The 16855-nt window shown below is 66.0% G+C and carries 18 protein-coding genes; 8 read left to right on the top strand and 10 right to left on the bottom strand.

The annotated features are described in order from the left end of the window. On the bottom strand, nt 1-2784 hold a 2784-nt coding region (locus tag QZ281_RS17050), incomplete at its 3' end, for a hypothetical protein (RefSeq protein WP_292230463.1). A 218-nt stretch (nt 2785-3002) separates the two neighbouring features. On the opposite strand from QZ281_RS17050, the gene QZ281_RS17055 reads away from it, so the two are divergent. Both QZ281_RS17055 and QZ281_RS17060 read left to right on the top strand, forming a co-directional pair. Next, complete coding sequence (locus tag QZ281_RS17055; protein WP_292230466.1) at nt 3003-3212, top strand: hypothetical protein; 210 nt, start codon at nt 3003-3005, stop codon at nt 3210-3212. Between the two features lie 55 nt (nt 3213-3267). Further along, nucleotides 3268-3777, top strand: coding sequence for a pyridoxamine 5'-phosphate oxidase family protein (locus QZ281_RS17060; protein WP_292230468.1), 510 nt, complete (start codon nt 3268-3270; stop codon nt 3775-3777). Between the two features lie 53 nt (nt 3778-3830). On the opposite strand, the gene QZ281_RS17065 is transcribed toward QZ281_RS17060, so the two are convergent. The 5 genes from QZ281_RS17065 to QZ281_RS17085 form a co-directional block, all read right to left on the bottom strand. Beyond that, nucleotides 3831-4307, bottom strand: coding sequence for a hypothetical protein (locus QZ281_RS17065; RefSeq protein WP_292230471.1), 477 nt, complete (start codon nt 4305-4307; stop codon nt 3831-3833). Beyond that, the gene (gene argF / locus QZ281_RS17070; protein ID WP_292230606.1) at nt 4304-5224 is read right to left on the bottom strand and encodes an ornithine carbamoyltransferase; all 921 of its coding nucleotides are present in this window, start codon (nt 5222-5224) and stop codon (nt 4304-4306) included. The genes QZ281_RS17065 and argF overlap by 4 nt, the downstream gene beginning before the upstream one ends. A 105-nt stretch (nt 5225-5329) precedes the next feature. Then, nucleotides 5330-6523, bottom strand: a complete 1194-nt coding sequence (locus tag QZ281_RS17075; protein ID WP_292230473.1) for an aspartate aminotransferase family protein — start codon at nt 6521-6523, stop codon at nt 5330-5332. A 150-nt stretch (nt 6524-6673) separates the two neighbouring features. After that, nucleotides 6674-7696 (bottom strand): M20/M25/M40 family metallo-hydrolase, encoded by a 1023-nt coding sequence (locus tag QZ281_RS17080; RefSeq protein ID WP_292230476.1) that lies wholly within the window; start codon nt 7694-7696, stop codon nt 6674-6676. A 41-nt stretch (nt 7697-7737) separates the two neighbouring features. Next, on the bottom strand, nt 7738-8571 hold the full coding sequence (locus QZ281_RS17085) for an ABC transporter permease (RefSeq protein WP_292230479.1): 834 nt from the start codon (nt 8569-8571) through the stop codon (nt 7738-7740). 292 nt (nt 8572-8863) lie between these two features. On the opposite strand from QZ281_RS17085, the gene QZ281_RS17090 reads away from it, so the two are divergent. After that, on the top strand, nt 8864-9403 hold the full coding sequence (locus QZ281_RS17090) for a GcrA family cell cycle regulator (protein ID WP_292230482.1): 540 nt from the start codon (nt 8864-8866) through the stop codon (nt 9401-9403). Between the two features lie 148 nt (nt 9404-9551). On the opposite strand, the gene apaG is transcribed toward QZ281_RS17090, so the two are convergent. Next, nucleotides 9552-9959 carry a Co2+/Mg2+ efflux protein ApaG gene (gene apaG / locus QZ281_RS17095; RefSeq protein WP_292230485.1) on the bottom strand — a complete coding sequence of 136 codons (408 nt, stop codon included), beginning with the start codon at nt 9957-9959 and terminating at the stop codon, nt 9552-9554. Between the two features lie 81 nt (nt 9960-10040). Here apaG and QZ281_RS17100 point away from each other — a divergent pair, with 81 nt between their 5' ends. Continuing rightward, nucleotides 10041-11066 carry a 2'-deoxycytidine 5'-triphosphate deaminase gene (locus QZ281_RS17100; RefSeq protein WP_292230489.1) on the top strand — a complete coding sequence of 342 codons (1026 nt, stop codon included), beginning with the start codon at nt 10041-10043 and terminating at the stop codon, nt 11064-11066. A 76-nt stretch (nt 11067-11142) separates the two neighbouring features. On the opposite strand, the gene QZ281_RS17105 is transcribed toward QZ281_RS17100, so the two are convergent. Further along, nucleotides 11143-12435: an MFS transporter gene (locus QZ281_RS17105; protein WP_292230491.1), complete on the bottom strand. Its 1293-nt coding sequence runs from the start codon at nt 12433-12435 to the stop codon at nt 11143-11145. Beyond that, nucleotides 12432-12908, bottom strand: a complete 477-nt coding sequence (locus QZ281_RS17110; protein ID WP_292230494.1) for a cupin domain-containing protein — start codon at nt 12906-12908, stop codon at nt 12432-12434. Before QZ281_RS17110 ends, QZ281_RS17105 begins: the two co-directional genes overlap by 4 nt. Before the next feature lie 42 nt (nt 12909-12950). Between QZ281_RS17110 and dapE the strand changes: the two genes are divergently transcribed. From dapE to QZ281_RS17130, 4 genes are all read left to right on the top strand, one after another. Beyond that, entirely contained in the window at nt 12951-14144 is a 1194-nt protein-coding gene (gene dapE / locus QZ281_RS17115; RefSeq protein ID WP_292230496.1) for a succinyl-diaminopimelate desuccinylase, read from the top strand. A 78-nt stretch (nt 14145-14222) separates the two neighbouring features. Then, nucleotides 14223-14687, top strand: a complete 465-nt coding sequence (locus QZ281_RS17120; protein WP_292230499.1) for a carboxymuconolactone decarboxylase family protein — start codon at nt 14223-14225, stop codon at nt 14685-14687. After that, nucleotides 14674-15363 carry an RNA polymerase sigma factor SigJ gene (gene sigJ / locus QZ281_RS17125; RefSeq protein ID WP_292230502.1) on the top strand — a complete coding sequence of 230 codons (690 nt, stop codon included), beginning with the start codon at nt 14674-14676 and terminating at the stop codon, nt 15361-15363. Before QZ281_RS17120 ends, sigJ begins: the two co-directional genes overlap by 14 nt. 41 nt (nt 15364-15404) lie before the next feature. Then, nucleotides 15405-15581 carry a hypothetical protein gene (locus QZ281_RS17130; protein WP_292230504.1) on the top strand — a complete coding sequence of 59 codons (177 nt, stop codon included), beginning with the start codon at nt 15405-15407 and terminating at the stop codon, nt 15579-15581. A 1-nt stretch (nt 15582) separates the two neighbouring features. Here QZ281_RS17130 and QZ281_RS17135 read toward each other — a convergent pair whose 3' ends face one another. After that, nucleotides 15583-16797, bottom strand: coding sequence for an amidohydrolase (locus tag QZ281_RS17135; RefSeq protein ID WP_292230609.1), 1215 nt, complete (start codon nt 16795-16797; stop codon nt 15583-15585). Between the last annotated feature and the right edge of the window lie 58 nt (nt 16798-16855).

The raw sequence follows: 16855 nt of genomic DNA on the forward strand, positions 1-16855 counted from the left end.
GCGCTGGGCCGTGGCGCTGGCCGTGGGCGTCAGACGCGTCAGGGCTTCCTGAGCGCCCGCGTCGCCTGCGCGTCCCGCGATCGTGTACCATTTCAAGGCTTCGGTCGTGTTGCGGGCGATACCGTCAGCGCCGTTCTCGTACAGGCGGGCGACGTTGAACTGGCTGTCGACCAGTCCGTGTTCCGCCGCGCGCTGCAGCCAGATCAGGGCTTCCGGGCGGTTCTTCACCCCGCCGACGCCGTCATAAAGCTGCATGGCGTAAAAATGCATGCCCTTGGCGTCGCCGCCTTCAGCCGCGCGACGCGCCCATTGGCGGCTCTCGGCCAGATTGACGCCGACACCGTTTTCGCCGGACTGATAAAGCGCCGCCAGATGCGCCTGGGCCGGACCATAGTTCTGGTTGGCCGCACGCTTCATCATATCAACGCCTGCCGCGTCGCCCGCATTCAGTTGCTGAACGGCCTTGGCGTAGTCGTCGGCGCCCGTATTCGCAGCAGCCGTCAGACGCGCGTCGCCGGGCGTCATGGCCAGGGCGGCGATGGGCGCAACCGCATCGCTGTCAGCCTTGGCGCCGAAGTCCGGCATGGCGAAATCAGGCAGGCCTGCGCCTCCGGTCAGGGCGCTGTAGCCAAACATGCCGCCGCCCGTCAGAGCGACAGCGGTGACCGACGCCAGCAGGGTCTTGCGGACGGTCGAGCCTTCGCGGGCCGCCTGTTTGTCCAGACGTTCCTGCAGCTTGGATTTTCCACCGCGCGGCTTGAGGCCGAAGCCCTGGCGCGCAGCCGGTTCGTCGGCTGAGGCGGCCATGGCGGCGCGCGCCGCGTCGATGGCGCCGCGCGTGCTGGCGCCGCGCCCAGCAGCCGCCGCCGCGCTCATGCTGGCCTGAAGCTGGCGCTGATCGACGAAGTCGGTTTCGCCGTCAAAATCAACATCGCCGGCATCGAACCCGTCGAAGTCGTCACGGGTTGGCCGCGAGGCGCGAGGCGCCTCCGCCGGGCTGGAAATCGCCTCCAGCACATCATCGACATCGGCGCCGCCGAAACCGCCGAACGGCTGGATGACGCGCTCGGGATCAAAGGCCGGGGCAGACGCCGGGCCGCGGACCTGCAGTTCGAGCTCGTCTTCAAGATCGCGCGACGCCTCGAACCGAGGCGTGACAATGTCGGAAGCGGCGCCGGGGAAGGGTTCCGCAACCGCAGCCTCCGGCGTCACCGGATCGGCCGACCAGTCGTCCGCTTCAAAGGAGTCTTCAGGGAAGGCGGCGGCGCGCCAGTCGGCGGCGGGTGACACTGACCGCACAGGTTCAGGCGCCATGCGTTCCGCAACCACGCGCGGCGTCTCGGCGACGAACAGCGAATCCAGGCTGTCCATGGTCCGTTCGGGCGCGGGGACGGCGGCGCGGGCCTCGATGGTGTCGCGCGCTTCCGCCAGGAGGCGCGCCGTGCGCTCCTCGCTCTGACGCATGCGCTCGGCCAGTTCGCCCGAGGCGCGGTCGTAGCGTTGCTCGATCTTCTCCGAGCTTTCGACCAGGCGGCGGCCGATGTCTTCCAGCGCCTGCTGCGAGCGGCGCTCGGACTGGGCGATCCGGTCGCTGAGACGATCTGAAATCCGGGTGATCTCGCCGCCCAGTTTCTCCAGCGCCAGGGCGTTGCGGTCGTCCGCCGCCGTCAGGCGCTGGTCGACGCGTTCGACGTGGCGGGCGAAATTCTCTTCGACACGGGCCGTCACCGCGCGGGTCACGGCGTCGGCGCGCGCAGCCTCTCCGACCTCTACGCCCTGCACGCGGGCGTTCAGGTTCTGGGCGATGCGCAGAACCTCGCGGCCCATGGCCTCGATGCCATGCGCGCCCTTTTCCTCCGACAGCTTCAACTGGTCGCCGAAGGTTTGAACCGTGCGCTCGATCCGGTCGATCCGCGCGCCGGTCTCGGCGACGTCCAGCCGCTGCATCATTTCAGAGCGGTTGGCGTCGATCTGGCGCGACAGGCTTTCAGCCAGTTTCTCAAAGCGGGCGGCGTCGCGCGCGCCTTCAGGTTCGATCCGCCCTTCGGCGGCGCGCATGCGCTGGTCCAGCTCGGCGAACGAGCGCTCCAGCGTCTTCAGGGCTTCGGTCGTGCGGCTCTGCGCCTGATCCAGACGCGCGCCGACCTGGGCCAGCATGTCCGTGCCGACGCCGGGACCAGCGGCCTTCTCGACCGCCTCCATCCGCTGACGCAGATCGACCGCGCTGGCGCGCTGGCGTTCTTCGATGTCGTAGAGGCGTCCGGTCAGAGACCCGAGCGCGGCTTCGACCTTGTTGAAATTTTCCTGCGTGCCCGGTCCGGTGTCACGTTCGAACGCGCGCAGGCGGCGATGCCCCTCGCGCAGTTCCTCGGCCATGTCGTCCAGGCGACGGGTGTAGGTCTTGCCTTCTTCGTCCTGTCCGTCGAGACGGCGCACCAGACCCGATACAGCCTGATCGACGCCCTGGATGGCCAGCGTGGAACGGCGCTCGGCCGCCTCCAGACGGGCGGCGATGACGTCGATGGAGGCGCTGATGCGGTGCAGGCTGTCTTCATTGCCTGTGTCATAGGCGTCGTCGAGGCGACGTGAGCGTCCCCGGCGTTCATAGGTTTCGGCCATGTGCGGACGACGCGCCAACGGCACCACGCCGTCGTCTTCATCTTCCATGATCATGGAGTTCAGCCACTCGCCCAGGGTCATCCCGGAACGCCGCGCAAGGTCTTTTGCGACCTCCCGCGCCTTGGGGTCGATGCCCTTAACGCTCCAAGGCGCTGCTGCGCTCACTGATTCGACTCCCGGCCCATGTTCGGAGGCTATACTCTCCATATCAGGGGTGTAAACTCATGGTTAACCGCAATATCTAGCAACGGTCGCTCAATCCTGTGGACAGCACGACAGGCGCCTGATGCTTCTGGCTCCAGTATGGTTAACGCATTATGAAGCTTAACCATTCAGCAAGGGTTTGACTTGCCAAGACGACGACCTTTCGCCACCTGCGCACGATGACCCTGACAACCACCCTCATTCTTCTGAGCGCCGCCGTCGCCGTCATGGTTTTCTGCGGCTGGCGCGGCGCCCGTGCGCCCGATCCCTTCAAGGGACCGCGCATGATCCCGTGGCGTTTTCTGATGATCGGGGCGGCGGCGGTGGCCATGCTGCTGCTGATCCATCTGGCGACCCTGTTCGGCGCAGCCCGCGCGCCTTGGGTCTGAGGAACCCCTAGCGCCGCGAACAGTTGGTCCTGCACCCCAAAAGCAGGAGACGATCATGGCCGAGACGCTGACCCCCGCCGAGGCGGAGACGGAATTCTGGAAAAGCCTGAAAGAATCCAACACCGGAATGCTGGGACTGGACAAGCCTGGCTATCACCACCAGCCGATGACCGGATTTGGCGAGCCGGAGGTCGGCGCCATCTGGTTCTTCACCCGTTCGGACACGGATTTCGCGCAGGACGTAGCCGCGGGCGGCCAGGGCGGCGGAGTGATGGGCATGTTCTGCTATCAGGCCAAGGACCAGAAGGTTCAGGCCTGTTTCCACGGCGTCCTGTCCATTGATGCGGACCGCGCCCGCATCGACAAATACTGGAACCCCGTCGTCGCCGCCTGGTATCCAGAAGGCAAGGGCGACCCCCACCTGACCCTGGTGCGCTTCGACGCCGAACACGGCCAGGTCTGGGTGTCGAACAAGGGCCTGCTGGGCTTCGGCTATGAAGTGCTGAAGGCCAACCTGACCAAGACGACGCCAGACGCCGGCGGCGTAGCGGATGTCGAACTGTAAATACAAACTGCGCCGATCTGGAAGGCCGGCGAGCAATCCTCGGCCTTTAGTCGTCAGCATCCAGAGATGCGCTCTGCCCCGGATATACGCTGACGGTTAATTCCCAAGGCTTGCAGCCTCTCAACACAACCCAGCAGGACGTGATCCTTTGTCGCCAATCGAACAATCACGTCGTCCGCGAACGGCCAAAGCCTCGCCTTGATAAGCCCCACCTCCACCAGCTGCCCCGGCTGCAACCCCCTTGAAAGCGCCAAGGCGATGCAGCTTTGTTCTCGCGCATAAGGATTACACCGCGACGCATGATTGCGTCCCCCGGCATCGGTGATCACGATCACCGGCAGCCCCTTGTAGGACGAGATGCTTACATGCCCTTCCAAGCTTGATGTCTCGTAGGAGAACTTACCTGGATCGAGCGTCGGCGCCGCCACTGAAAACAAGGCGTTCGCCCCGACCATGACGGCCAGGGCCATTATCAAAACGAACCAGCAACGCGATGCAATCGACATCGCCTTCCAGTCGTCCGCCGTCACCCCCCGAAACACCAGGCCAGCACGGCCTTCTGGGCGTGGATGCGGTTTTCGGCCTCGTCCCAGACCAGCGACTTCGGCCCGTCGATGACCGCGTCGGTGACTTCTTCGCCGCGGTGGGCGGGCAGACAATGCAGGAAGACCGCCTCGGGATTGGCCAGGGCCATCAGAGCTTCGTCGACGCTGTAAGCCTCGAACGCGGCCAGACGGGCTTCATAATCCTGATCGCCCATCGACACCCAGGTGTCGGTGACGACGACATCGGCGCCGCGCACAGCCTCACGCGGGTCGCTGGTCAGGGTGACGGAGGCGCCGCCCTTTTCCAGATCGCGCAGATCGGGGTGGTATTCCGCCGGGCAGGCGACGTTCAGATGGAAGCCGAACTTGGGCGCCGCATGCATGAAGCTGTGGCAGACATTGTTGCCGTCGCCGACCCAGGCGATGGTCTTGCCTGCGACCGGGCCGAGATGCTCCTCGATCGTCTGCAGGTCCGCCAGAATCTGGCAGGGGTGCGAACGGTCCGTCAGGCCATTGACCACCGGCACGGTCGAGACGCGGGCGAAACGCTCGACGTCTTCGTGGTTGTTGGCGCGGATCATCACCGCATCGACCATGCGCGACAGGACGCGCGCGGTGTCCTCGACCGGCTCTCCTCGACCCAGTTGCATGTCGGACGCCGTGGCGATGATCGAGGCGCCGCCCAACTGACGGATGGCGGCGTCGAAGCTGAAGCGGGTGCGGGTCGAGTTCTTCTCGAACACCATGGCCAGGACGCGTTCCTTGCCCGGCGCATCGGCGTCGGGGCGGCCCTGCGGCCAGCCTTTTCGCGCGGCCTTGCGAGCATGGGCGTCGTCCAGAATGGCGCGAAGCTCAGCGGCTTCGAGCCGGTGAATGTCCAGGAAGTGCCGAACCATCTCGATCTCCAGACCCTCTCCCGACGGGAGAGGGAGGGGCCACCGCCGACAGCGGTGGAAGGCTGAGGAAAGATCGGGACCGGTCTGACGCCGGTCCCTTTGTCCTTGAAATCAGGCCACCAGCTTTTCGCGAGCGGCCAGGCAGGCGCCTTCGAGGCGGGTGATGGCCTCGCGCGCTTCGTCCAGCGTCAGGTTCAGCGGCGGCAGAAGGCGGATGCAGTTGTCGCCGCCGCCCGCGACCAGAAGCTGCTGGCTGTCACGCGCCAGGGCCATGAACTCGCGATTGTTCGGGACCAGCTTGACCCCGATCAGAAGCCCCTTGCCGCGCACGTCGACGATCACGTCGGGGAAGCGTTCCTGAAGGCCCGCCAACTGCTGTTTCAGATAGCCCGCGATCTCGGCGACATTGGTCAGGGTCTCAGCCGAGTTGATCAGCGACAGAGCCTTCTGGCCGACCGCCATGGCCAGCGGGTTGCCGCCGAAGGTCGAGCCGTGGACGCCCGCCGTCATGCCCGACGCCGCCTTGCTCGTCGCCAGGCAGGCGCCGATGGGGAAGCCGCCGCCCAGAGCCTTGGCCACCGCCATGATGTCCGGCGCCATGTTCGCCCATTCATAGGCCCACAGCTTGCCAGTCCGCCCCATGCCGCACTGAACCTCGTCAAAGATGATCAACACGCCGTTGGCGTCGGCCATCTCGCGCATCCAGCGCAGGTCCTCGACCGGCGTCTCGCGGCAGCCGCCCTCGCCCTGGACAGGCTCAAGGATGACCGCAGCCGTGGTCGGGTTTTCAAAGGCGGCCTTCAGCGCGTCCTTGTCGCCCCACTTCAGCTGGTGAAAGCCCTGCATCGGCGGACCAAAGCCCTCGGTGTAGCTGGGGTTGGCGGCGGCGTTGATCGCGCCATAGGTCCGACCGTGGAACGAACCGTCAAAACCGTAGATGTCGATCCGCTCTGGCTGACCATTGGCCGAGTGATATTTGCGCGCCGTCTTCAGCGCGCACTCCACCGCCTCGGTGCCCGAGTTGGTGAAGAAGACCACGTCGGCGAAGCTCGACTCGCACAGGGCGTCGGCCAGAGCCTCCTGACCGGGAATGCGGAAGATGTTGGACACGTGCCACAGCTTCTCGGCCTGATCCTTGACCGCCTGGACCAGTTCGGGGTGGGCGTGACCCAGGCCGTTGGTCGAGATGCCGGCGACGCAATCGAGATACTCGGTCCCGTCTGTCGACCACAGGCGTGCGCCTCGGCCGCGTTCCACTTCCAGCGGCGCGCGATTGTAGACACCCATCAGATGGTTCGTTGACACGGGACTAAGACCTCCAAAAGCGAGACGGCCCCGCCGTAAACGACGGAGCCGATTTCATAGGGACAGGCGTTGTCGGATTAGTGACAGGCTTAGTCAACACCAGCGACAAGAAGGTCACCCGGACCGGGCACGAGACGCCCAAGCCAGGCGTTACTCGGACGCAGGCGCATCCGCTTCGGCTTCCGGCGCGACAGCGGGCTCGTCCGTCTCTTCAGGCTCAGCCTCCTCCGGCTCCACCAAGGGCGCAGGCGGACGCATCGAGACCAGCTTCTTGTCCAGGTTCAGCGCCAGATCGGCGATGAACAGGCCGAAACGGGCCACGCCGGCGCCCTTCAGCCAGGACAGCTTGTCCTCAGGGGTATGGATGCGCTGGAACACCGTGGGGACGAAGCCTTCACGCAAGCCATTGTCCTGACCGCCGTTGAAGGCCAGCCACATCTGGCGCGCGCCGACCGCATCCTGAGTTCCCAGCGACACCACCGGCAAGCCCGCCTCCGAGAAGACCCGGTCGTCGCTGGGCGGATAGATCGGGAAACCTTCACAGTCGAAGCCGCGCTCGGCGCACAGGTTGCGCAGCGTCTCCAGCACGAAATCCGACTGATCGCCGTTGTTCTCGCCGTACATGATCGTCTCGCCATAGGCGGCGACGTCGGCGTTGACCACGGCGACGATGCGGTCCTTGTCGTGATGCTCCAGGAAGGCCTTGGCGCCGAGCAGGCCCAGTTCTTCCTGGTCGGTGAAGACGAAGACGAAGCGGTGGCCGACCGGCTGGCCTTCCAGACCCATGTCCAGAATCTTGGCGGCCTCCATCATGGCCATGACCGAACCGACATTGTCGACGATGCCCTGAGACAGGCTGCCGTCCTTCAGCTTCACCGCATCATAGTGGGCGGTCAGGACGATGTCCTGGTCGCCTTCGCCTGCCGTAACAATGACGTTGGCGCCCTCCATCGGGCCGGTCGCACGATTGCCGCCCTGGAAGACCTGAACCTCGGGCGTGAAGCCCAGTGTGGTCAGAAACCCGACCAGAACCTGGGTGCGCTCGGCGTTGGTCGGCTTGATGAACTGCCGCGCGCCGGCGACGATGTCGGCGCGGTCGCTGACGCCCTCCTGAGCCCATGCAGGCGCAGCGGCGAACAGCACCGTGGCGGCGACAAGCGAACGGAACAGCATGGCGGATCTTTCCGGAAAGGCGATCCGCCAGTGGTAGCGATCTAGCTCTTCAGACGCCAGCCTGAACGGAACACCAGCCAGCAGACCGTGCCCATCGCCGCCATCAACGCCGCCGATCCGATCACCCCGACCGCCAGATTGCTCTCGGCATGGCCGATGAAGCCGTAGCGGAAGCCGTCGATCAGATAGAAGAAGGGGTTGTAGTGGCTGATCGAGCGGAACGGCTCGGGCAGATTATCGACCAGATAGAAGGTGCCGGACAGGAAGGTCATCGGCATGACGATGAAGTTCTGAACCGCCGCGAGGTGATCGAACTTCTCGCTCCACAGACCCGCCAGAACGCCGGTCATGCCCATGATGAAGCTGGCGGCCAGAGCGAACCAGATGACGGCGAAGATGTTTGCAATGCCCAGAGGCGCGAACGGCAGGACACACAGGGCCGTGACCAGACCGACCGCCAGACCGCGCGTGGCGGCGCCCAGCGTAAAGCCCAGCGTCAGCTCCAGCGGGCTGAGCGGCGGGGTCAGGAAGTCCGTCGCCGTGCCCATGATCTTGGCCTGGATCAGGCTGGACGAGGCGTTGGCGAAGGCGTTGTTCAGCATGGCCATCATGATCAGGCCGGGCGCGACAAACAGGGCGAAGGGCGTGCCGTGCAGCGGCGGCCGCGCGTTCTGAAGCGCCACCACAAACACCAGCATATAGAGCAGCGTCGTCACGACCGGAGCCGCCACCGTCTGGGCGCCCACCTTCCAGAAGCGGCGCACCTCGCGCAGGTACAGGGTCTGCACCCCGATCCAGTTGATCCCCGGATAGCGGCGCGGCTGCGGCAATCCGGCGGGACGGGTGGAGATCAGATCAGGCGTCGTCTCGGTCATGGGCCGCCAGATGCGCTTTACGCCCCCGGTTCGCAAGGGAGTGGCCGCGGGTTAGTGGCGCGAGACAAGGAAGAAGGGGCGAACGCGGCGCCCTGCCCCGCCACTCGCCACTCGCCACTCGCCACTCGAATTCATCTTAACCTTAACGATGATTCAATATCTGGTTTCTGTGGACAGGATGATTCGCACATCTTGCGTCTCTTAACGGCTGGTTTACGATTAGTTGTAGGTCAAGCCCCTCCGAGAGGAGCCAGACCCTAGATATTGAATCAATTACTCGCTGGAGGACGCCATGACCGCAGGCTGGACCGACGACCGCGTAGGCGCGCTGAAGAAGCTCTGGCTCGAAGGCCAGTCTGCGAGCCAAATCGCCAAGCAACTGGGCGGCGGGGTCACCCGCAACGCCGTGATCGGCAAGGTGCACCGTCTGGGCCTGTCGGGCCGCGCGGCGCCGTCGCAACCGGCGCGCACCGCTGCGACCACCTTCCGCACCACCCGCCCGCGCCCCGCGCCGACCGTGGCGGCCGCGCCTGCTCAACCGGCGGCGCCGCGTCGTCTGGAAGCCGTGCAGCCCAAGCCGATCCAGCCGGTCGCCCCGACGCCCGCGCCGATCCCCGACCTGCCCGGCACCGCCACGGTGATGACCCTGGGCGCACACATGTGCAAATGGCCGATCGGCGACCCGTCCACGCGTGAGTTCAGCTTCTGCGGCCGCCGCGCCTCGGAAGGCGTCTACTGCCTCGAACACGCCCGCGTCGCCTACCAGCCGCAGATCAAGCGCGGCAAGGAAAGCGGTTCGGACCTGGCCCGCAGCCTGCGTCGCTACATCTAAAGGGCGCTATCGCTCGCCGCGCGGCGGCTCGCTGCTTGAGCGTGGCGCTTTGCGCAGATCCCCCTCGTCGGCTCGCGCAAGCAAGCCGACGAGACTTCAGGGGCGGGGCTGCGGTTCATCCGGGTTGACGCAGCCCCATCCTCCTTAACTAGTTCAACACCCGCTGCGCATCGGGCGTGTCCAGCGAGAAGGCTGGGATTTCCGCCTCGAAACTGCGCCCGTCCGCGTCCGTCATAGAATAGGCGCCGACCATCGAGCCGCTGTCGGTGCTTAAGGGACAGCCCGAAGCGTAGGAATAGCTACCCCCCGCCTCGATCACCGGCTGTTCGCCGATCACGCCGGGACCGCGCACCTCTTCGACATGGCCGCGACCGTCGGTGATGGTCCATCGGCGCGCCATCAGTTGCACCGTCGATCCCGACAGGTTCACGATCTCGATCTGATAGGCCCAGACCCAGCGCCCGGCTTCGGGATCCGATTGGCCCGCCAGATAGGAGGGACGAACCCGGATCAGGATGCCGTTCGTTTCGGCGCTATAGGCAGGACCATCGTGCATGGGCTATATGCTCGCCCCGCCGAGCGCGGGCTGCAAGCGCGACTTGAAGACAAGTCGTGAAATCCGTGTGAGACAGATGGCATGAGCACTTTCCAAGCGCCCCGTCCCGGCATCCTGCCCGCCCAGTCAATCGAGACATTGATCGCCACAGGCGCGATTACCTCCGACACCCCCTTCGATATCGATCAGGTCCAACCCGCCAGTCTGGACTTGCGCTTGTCCGATCAGGCCTGGCGCGTGCGCGCCTCCTTCCTGCCCGGTAAGCGCAAGGTCGAGGAACGGATCGCCGATGTGGCTATGCACGCCATCGAGATCACCGATGCAGGCGTGGTGCTGGAAAAGGGCTGCGTCTATATCGTGCGCCTACAGGAGCGGTTGAAACTGCCCCAGGGCCTGATCGCCCGCGCCAATCCGAAAAGCTCGACCGGGCGTGTCGATGTCTTCGTGCGCCTGCTGACCGATCGCGGCGCCAGCTTCGACGACGTGGACGAGGGCTATGACGGGCCCCTCTATATGGAGGTCGCGCCCCAGACCTTCTCGATCCTGGTGCGCCCCGGCACGCGTCTGAACCAGCTGCGGCTGAAGGCGGGCGATCCGCCCAAACTGGAGACCCGTTCGGTCGGCGTCGATCTGCAGGGCGGCGACATCGTCGGCTTCCGTGGGCGTCGCCATGCAGGCGTGGTCGATCTGGACCACATCGCCGGTCATGATCCGCGCGACTTCTGGGAGCCGCTAAGCCTGCGCCGCGGCGAGCTGCTGCTCGATCCGGGCGAGTTCTATATCCTGGCCTCGTCGGACGATGTGGAGATCCCCGTCGATCAGGCCGCCGAAATGACCCCGATCGACCCGTCGGTCGGCGAGTTCCGCGTCCACTACGCCGGCTTCTTCGACCCCGGCTTCGGCACGGACGAGGCGCATGGCGCAGGCTCAAAGGGGGTGCTGGAAGTCCGCACCCACGACACGCCCTTCCTCTTGGAACACGGCCAGATCGTCGCGCGTCTGGTCTATGAACCCCTGACCGAACGCCCCAGCCGCCTCTATGGCGAAAGCGGCAGCCACTATCAGAGCCAGGGCCTGAAACTGTCGAAACACTTCAAGGTCTGGTGATTTAGACGGGTGGCGAGTGGTCAGTAGCGAGTGGCGAGTTGTTCTATTTCGTCACTCGCCATTCAATACTCGCCACTCACGTCAGCTTGTCGGCCTTCCTCAGGCCGGGGAACATCGCGGCCCAGGCCCCGGTTGCGGCTAGGGCCCCGACGCCACCAAACACGGCTGCACCCACGGCGCCCAGCATCCGCACCATCAGGCCGGAATAGGCCTCGCCCAGTTCGTTGGATGCGCCGATGAACAGCATGGATACCGACGACACCCGCCCGCGCATGTGATCGGGCGTGGCCAGCTGGATCAGGGTCTGACGGATATTGACGCTGATCATGTCCGCACCGCCGCCGATCAGCAGGGCCAGGGCGCTGACCCAGACGATCTTGGACAGGCCGAAGGTCAGGGTGCACAGGCCAAACACGGCCACCGCGACGAACATCCAGCGCCCGCCGTGGCGCACGATGGGGAAGCGGCTCAGATAGATGGCCACGGCCATCGCCCCGACGCCGAACGACGCCCGCAGCAGGCCGAAACCTTGCGGCCCGACATGCAGGATGTCGCGCGCGAAGATCGGCGTCAGCAGGGCCACGCCCGCCAGCAGCACCACGACCAGATCCAGCGAAATTGCGCCCAGAACGATCTTGGTCTTCCAGACATAGGCCAGACCCTCCTTGACGGACTCGACCGGAGACAGGGGATTGGCCTGCGGTGCGGGCTTGCCGCTGGTGCGGATCAGGATGAAGGCGGCGACCGCCAAGAGGAACATCCCCAGCGACACCGCATAGGCCAGCGGCACATTCACGCCGACGATCACGCCGCCAAGGGCCGGGCCTGCGATGGCGCCGGTCTGGAAGGCGATGGACTGGGCGGCGATGGCGGGCGGCAGGGCCTTGCGTCCCACCACCATCGGCAGGAAGGCCTGACTGGCCGGGGCCAGAAACGCGCGCGCGGCGCCGAAGACAGCGGCCACCGCCAGCAGCCCCCATAACGGCGGGGAGCCGTTCAACGCCATCAGCAGGAACGAGCCCGCGCAGGCCGCCTCGACCAGAATGGAAATCCACACCGTCGTCTTGCGGTCGCGCCGGTCGGCCATGGCCCCGGCGGGCAGGGTGAATGCCAGCAGCGGCAGGAACTGACACAGGCCGACCAGACCCAGATAGAGGCTGGCCTCTGCGACCGGATGATCGCGCCGGGCAATCTCATAGACCTGCCACAACAGGGCCGAGGACTGGATCTGGATCGCCAGAACGGCAACCACCCGCCCGAACCACAGCAGGCGGAAATCGCGAATGCCCCAGGGACTGGACGGACCGTCGGGGGGACTCGGCGGAACGGGCGGGGCGGCGGGGCCGGTGTCTATGGTTTCTGTGGTCACGTTCGTCTGGGGTACTTGGGATAGGGTTGGCCGTCGCGATGGAAATAGCGATCCGCCCCGTCGGGCAGGATCATGTCGATATCGGGGTAGTCACAGGCGGTGACCGTCGGGCTGCGCGTGCCGACTTCCAGCAATACAGCCTCATGACCGGATCGGTTCTCGAGCTTGTGGCCGTTTGGAACACCCGCCTTGAACCCGGCGCAGTCGCCAGCCCGCAGGATGGTTTCGCCGTCATCCTCGACCAGCACCACCTCGCCCTCGACCACCATGACGAACTCGTCCTCGGCGGCGTGCCAGTGGCGTTGCCCTGACCAGGCGCCGTGCGGCAGACGCAGCAGATTGACGCCGAACTGGCTCAAGCCCGCCGCATCTCCGAGTTTCCAGCGCTGTCGCGGCAGACAGGGGCCGGCGAATTCGTCCGGGTAGGTCGTACCGTCGCCGCGCGGGGCCTTATCGATGTCGATCTTGGGCATGGGCCTTCTCGCCTTCGCGGGATTTCCCTAAAGCATAGCGCCATGAGCCGTGCATCAACTCCCGTAATCGATCCTGTCGAACTGACCCGCGACCTGATCCGCATTCCCTCCGTCACGCCCGCCGACGAAGGGGCGATGGATGTGCTGGAACGCCATCTGACGGCGCTGGGCTTCACCTGCCGCCGTCTGGCCTTCGAAGGGCCCAGCGGGACCGGCGTCGATGCGCGGATCGAGAACCTGTATGCGCGGCGCGGGACGGCCTCGCCCAACCTGTGTTTCGCCGGTCATACGGACGTAGTGCCGACCGGCCCGTCGGATCAGTGGACGTCGCAGCCCTTCAGCGCCGAGATCAAGGACGGCGTCCTTTACGGGCGCGGAGCTGTGGACATGAAGGGCGGGATTGCCGCCTGGGTCGCCGCCGTGTCGCAGGTGTTGGCGCAGGGTGAGCCGAAAGGCTCGCTTTCCTTCCTGATCACCGGCGACGAGGAAGGCCCGGCCCTGCATGGGACCAAGCGGGTGGTCGAGGCCCTGGCCGCAGAGGGTGAAGTCATCGACGCCTGCGTGGTTGGCGAACCGTCCTCGTCCCAGCAGCTGGGCGACATGATCAAGGTCGGTCGGCGCGGCTCGCTGAACACCTGGATCACGGTCAAGGGCAAGCAGGGTCACGTCGCCTATCCCGAGCGCGCCGCCAATCCGGCGCCGGTCGTGGCCAAGCTGATGGCGCGTTTAGACGGCCACATTCTGGATGACGGCTATCCGTCGTTCCCTCCGTCGAACCTCGAAATCACCACCATCGACATCGGCAATCCGGCGACCAACATCATCCCGGCCGAGGCCAAGGCGCGACTGAACATCCGCTTCAACCCCAGCCATACCGGCGACAGCCTGATCGAATGGCTGAACCGCGAGGCGGGCGCCGTTCAGGCCGAGACGGGGCTGCAGATCACGCTGGAGCACCTGTGCTCGGGCGAGGCCTTCCTGACCGAGCCGGGCGACTTCGTCAGCGCGGTTCAGGATGCGGTCGAGGCCGAACTGGGCCACCGCCCCGAGGCCTCCACCACCGGCGGCACATCGGACGCCCGTTTCATCCGCGCCCTCTGCCCGGTGCTGGAACTGGGTCTGGTCGGTCAGACCATGCACCAGATCGACGAACGGGTGCCGACGGCGGAACTGGAGGCCCTGACGCGCATCTATCGTCGCGTGATCGAGACCCTGTTCGAGCGGCTGGCGAAATAAATCTGCGGGCCGTGTCACAACGGCCTGCCCTGTCTCGTCATGTCTGCATCGCGCAAGCCCGCGCCCGGAGACACGACCATGACCGAACGCCTCAGCAGCCCCTACAAGATCGCGCCCCAAGCCTATCAAGCCATGCAGGGCGTAGAAAAAGCCATCAAGACCTGCGGGCTGGAGCACAGCCTGCTGGAACTGGTGAAGGTGCGCGCCTCCCAGATCAACGGATGCGCCTACTGCATCCACATGCACACGACCGATGCGCGCAAGGCGGGCGAGACGGAGATGCGCCTCTACATGCTGAGCGCCTGGCGGGAGTCCAGCCTCTATTCCGATCGTGAGCGCGCCGCCCTGACCTGGACCGACGCCCTGACCCGGATCGAACAGACCCAGGCGCCGGACGCGGACTATGATCTGGTCAAGGCCCAGTTCAGCGACGAGGAACAGGTCAATCTGACCCTGGCCATCGGCCTGATCAACAGCTGGAACCGGCTGGCGGTCGGCCTGCGTCTGGCCCACCCGGCGGATGAAGCGCGTGTCGCCGCCTGACCCGGCGACCGAACTGTTCGAGACGCACCGGCCCCGGCTGGTGCGTCTGGCCTATCGGATGCTGGGCTCTGTCGCGGAGGCCGAGGACGTGGTCCAGAACGCCTGGCTGCGCTGGCGCACGGTCGATGCGGATCAGGTGCGCGAACCCGGCGCCTGGCTGACGCGGACCACCAGCCGTCTGGCGCTGGATGTGCTGAAGTCGGTGCGGGCGCAACGCGAGATCTATTTCGGCTCCTGGCTGCCCGAACCGCTGCCTGAACCGTTGGCGGAGGTCGAGGCGGAGGCGGTTCATGACGACCTTACCCTGACGTTGATGATGGCGCTGGAGCGGTTGTCGCCGCTAGAGCGCGCGGCCTTCCTGCTTCACGATGTGTTCGGCGTCGGCTTTGACGAGGTGGCCGTGACGCTGGAGCGGGATCCGCCCGCCGTGCGCCAACTGGCCGCCCGCGCCCGCCGCCATGTGCAGCACGCCCGCCCCCGCTATGTGGTCGAACGCGAAGAAGGCGACCGCATCGCCCGCGCCTTCTTTGAGGCCAGCCGCAGCGGCGACGTCGGCGCCCTGACGCATCTGTTGTCAGAGACCGCCATCCTGCGGGCGAACGGGGGCGGCAAGGTGATCGCGTTCCGCAACCCCATCGCTGGCTGGCCCGCATCCTGCGCCTCTATGCGGGACTGAACCGCAAATATGGGACGGATTCCTTCGTCTTCCTGCGCCCCATGTGGATCGACGGCCTGCCGGGCTATGTCAGTCTGGAGCGCGGAAAGGTGCTGCAGACCACCGCCCTGAACATAGTGGACGGACGGGTCGTCGAAATCTTCATCACCCGCAACCCGGACAAGCTGGAGCGCATCGCCGCCGAACTGGGCCTGTCCCAATCCGGCGGCGTTCACTAGATCACGGGCGTTCGAGGAAACGCAGCGCCGTCAGGACGTGGGTCTTCACGCCCAGCGGCAGCACCTTCTCATTGGGTGAGAACTCGGGCGAGTGGTTGGGGGCGGACTGGGACGGATCGACGCCGTCGGGGCTGGCGCCCAGATGGTAGAAGACGCCGGGGATGACCTGCTGGAAATAGCTGAAGTCCTCGGCCACCGTGGTCGGGGGCGTCGCCGGGTTCACATTGCCCTGTCCTGCCGCCTCGGTCAGGACCGGGGCCAGCCAGGCCGACAGGCCCACGTCGTTGAAGACCAGGGCCGCGTTCTGTTTGACGCTGAACTCCGCCGTCGCGCCATAAGCTTCGGCCACATGACCGATGGCCGAGTTGGCGCGGGCCACCAGGGCGTCGCGCTGGGCTACGTCAAAGGTCCGCAGGGTGCCGGACAGGGTCGCGCTGTCGGGGATGATGTTGTAGCGCACGCCCGCATTGACTGTGGCGATGGTGAAGACGGTCGGCGTCGTGGTCGGATCAATCGTGCGGGCGGTCAGGGTGTTGACGGTGTCGACCACCTGGGCGGCGACGGCGATGACATCAACGCCGCGCCAGGGCCAGGCGCCGTGCGTCTGCTTGCCCTTCAGGCTGATGTCCACACGGTCCGACGCCGCCATGAAACCTTCTGGCCGATAGAAGACGGTGCCCGGACGGCCCGGCACGACGTGCAGGCCGAAGATGGCGTCAGGCTTGGGATTGGCCAGCGCGCCTTCCTCGATCATCAGGGCGGCGCCGCCCTTGAGTTCGCCGGGAGGGGCGCCTTCCTCGGCGGGTTGGAAGACGAAGACGATGGTTCCGCTGATCTGGTCCTTCATGCCCGCCAGCACTTCGGCGGCGCCCATCAACATGGCGATGTGCATGTCATGGCCGCAGGCGTGGGCCACCGGCACGGTCGCGCCCATATAGGTTCCGGTCGCGGTCGAGGCGAAGGGCAGGCCCGTCGCCTCCTGCACCGGCAGGGCGTCCATGTCCGCGCGAAGTGCAACCACCGGGGAGGAGCCCGACCCGATCGTCGCGACCACTCCGGGAGCCGATACCTCCTCGAACGACACCCCCATCGCCCTCAGCTCGCGCTTCACCACCGCCGACGTCTTCGTCTCCGTCCACATCAGCTCCGGCTGCAGGTGGAGCTCGCGACGCACGCGCACCACGTAGTCCGCCACGTCCTCGGAATCCGCGAGCACCTTGCGGAGATCGTTCAGGTTGGACGCGCACGTCCCGTCGCGACACGCCTCATCGGCG

Source organism: Brevundimonas sp. (assembly GCF_018608325.1).
Classification (GTDB): domain Bacteria; phylum Pseudomonadota; class Alphaproteobacteria; order Caulobacterales; family Caulobacteraceae; genus Brevundimonas.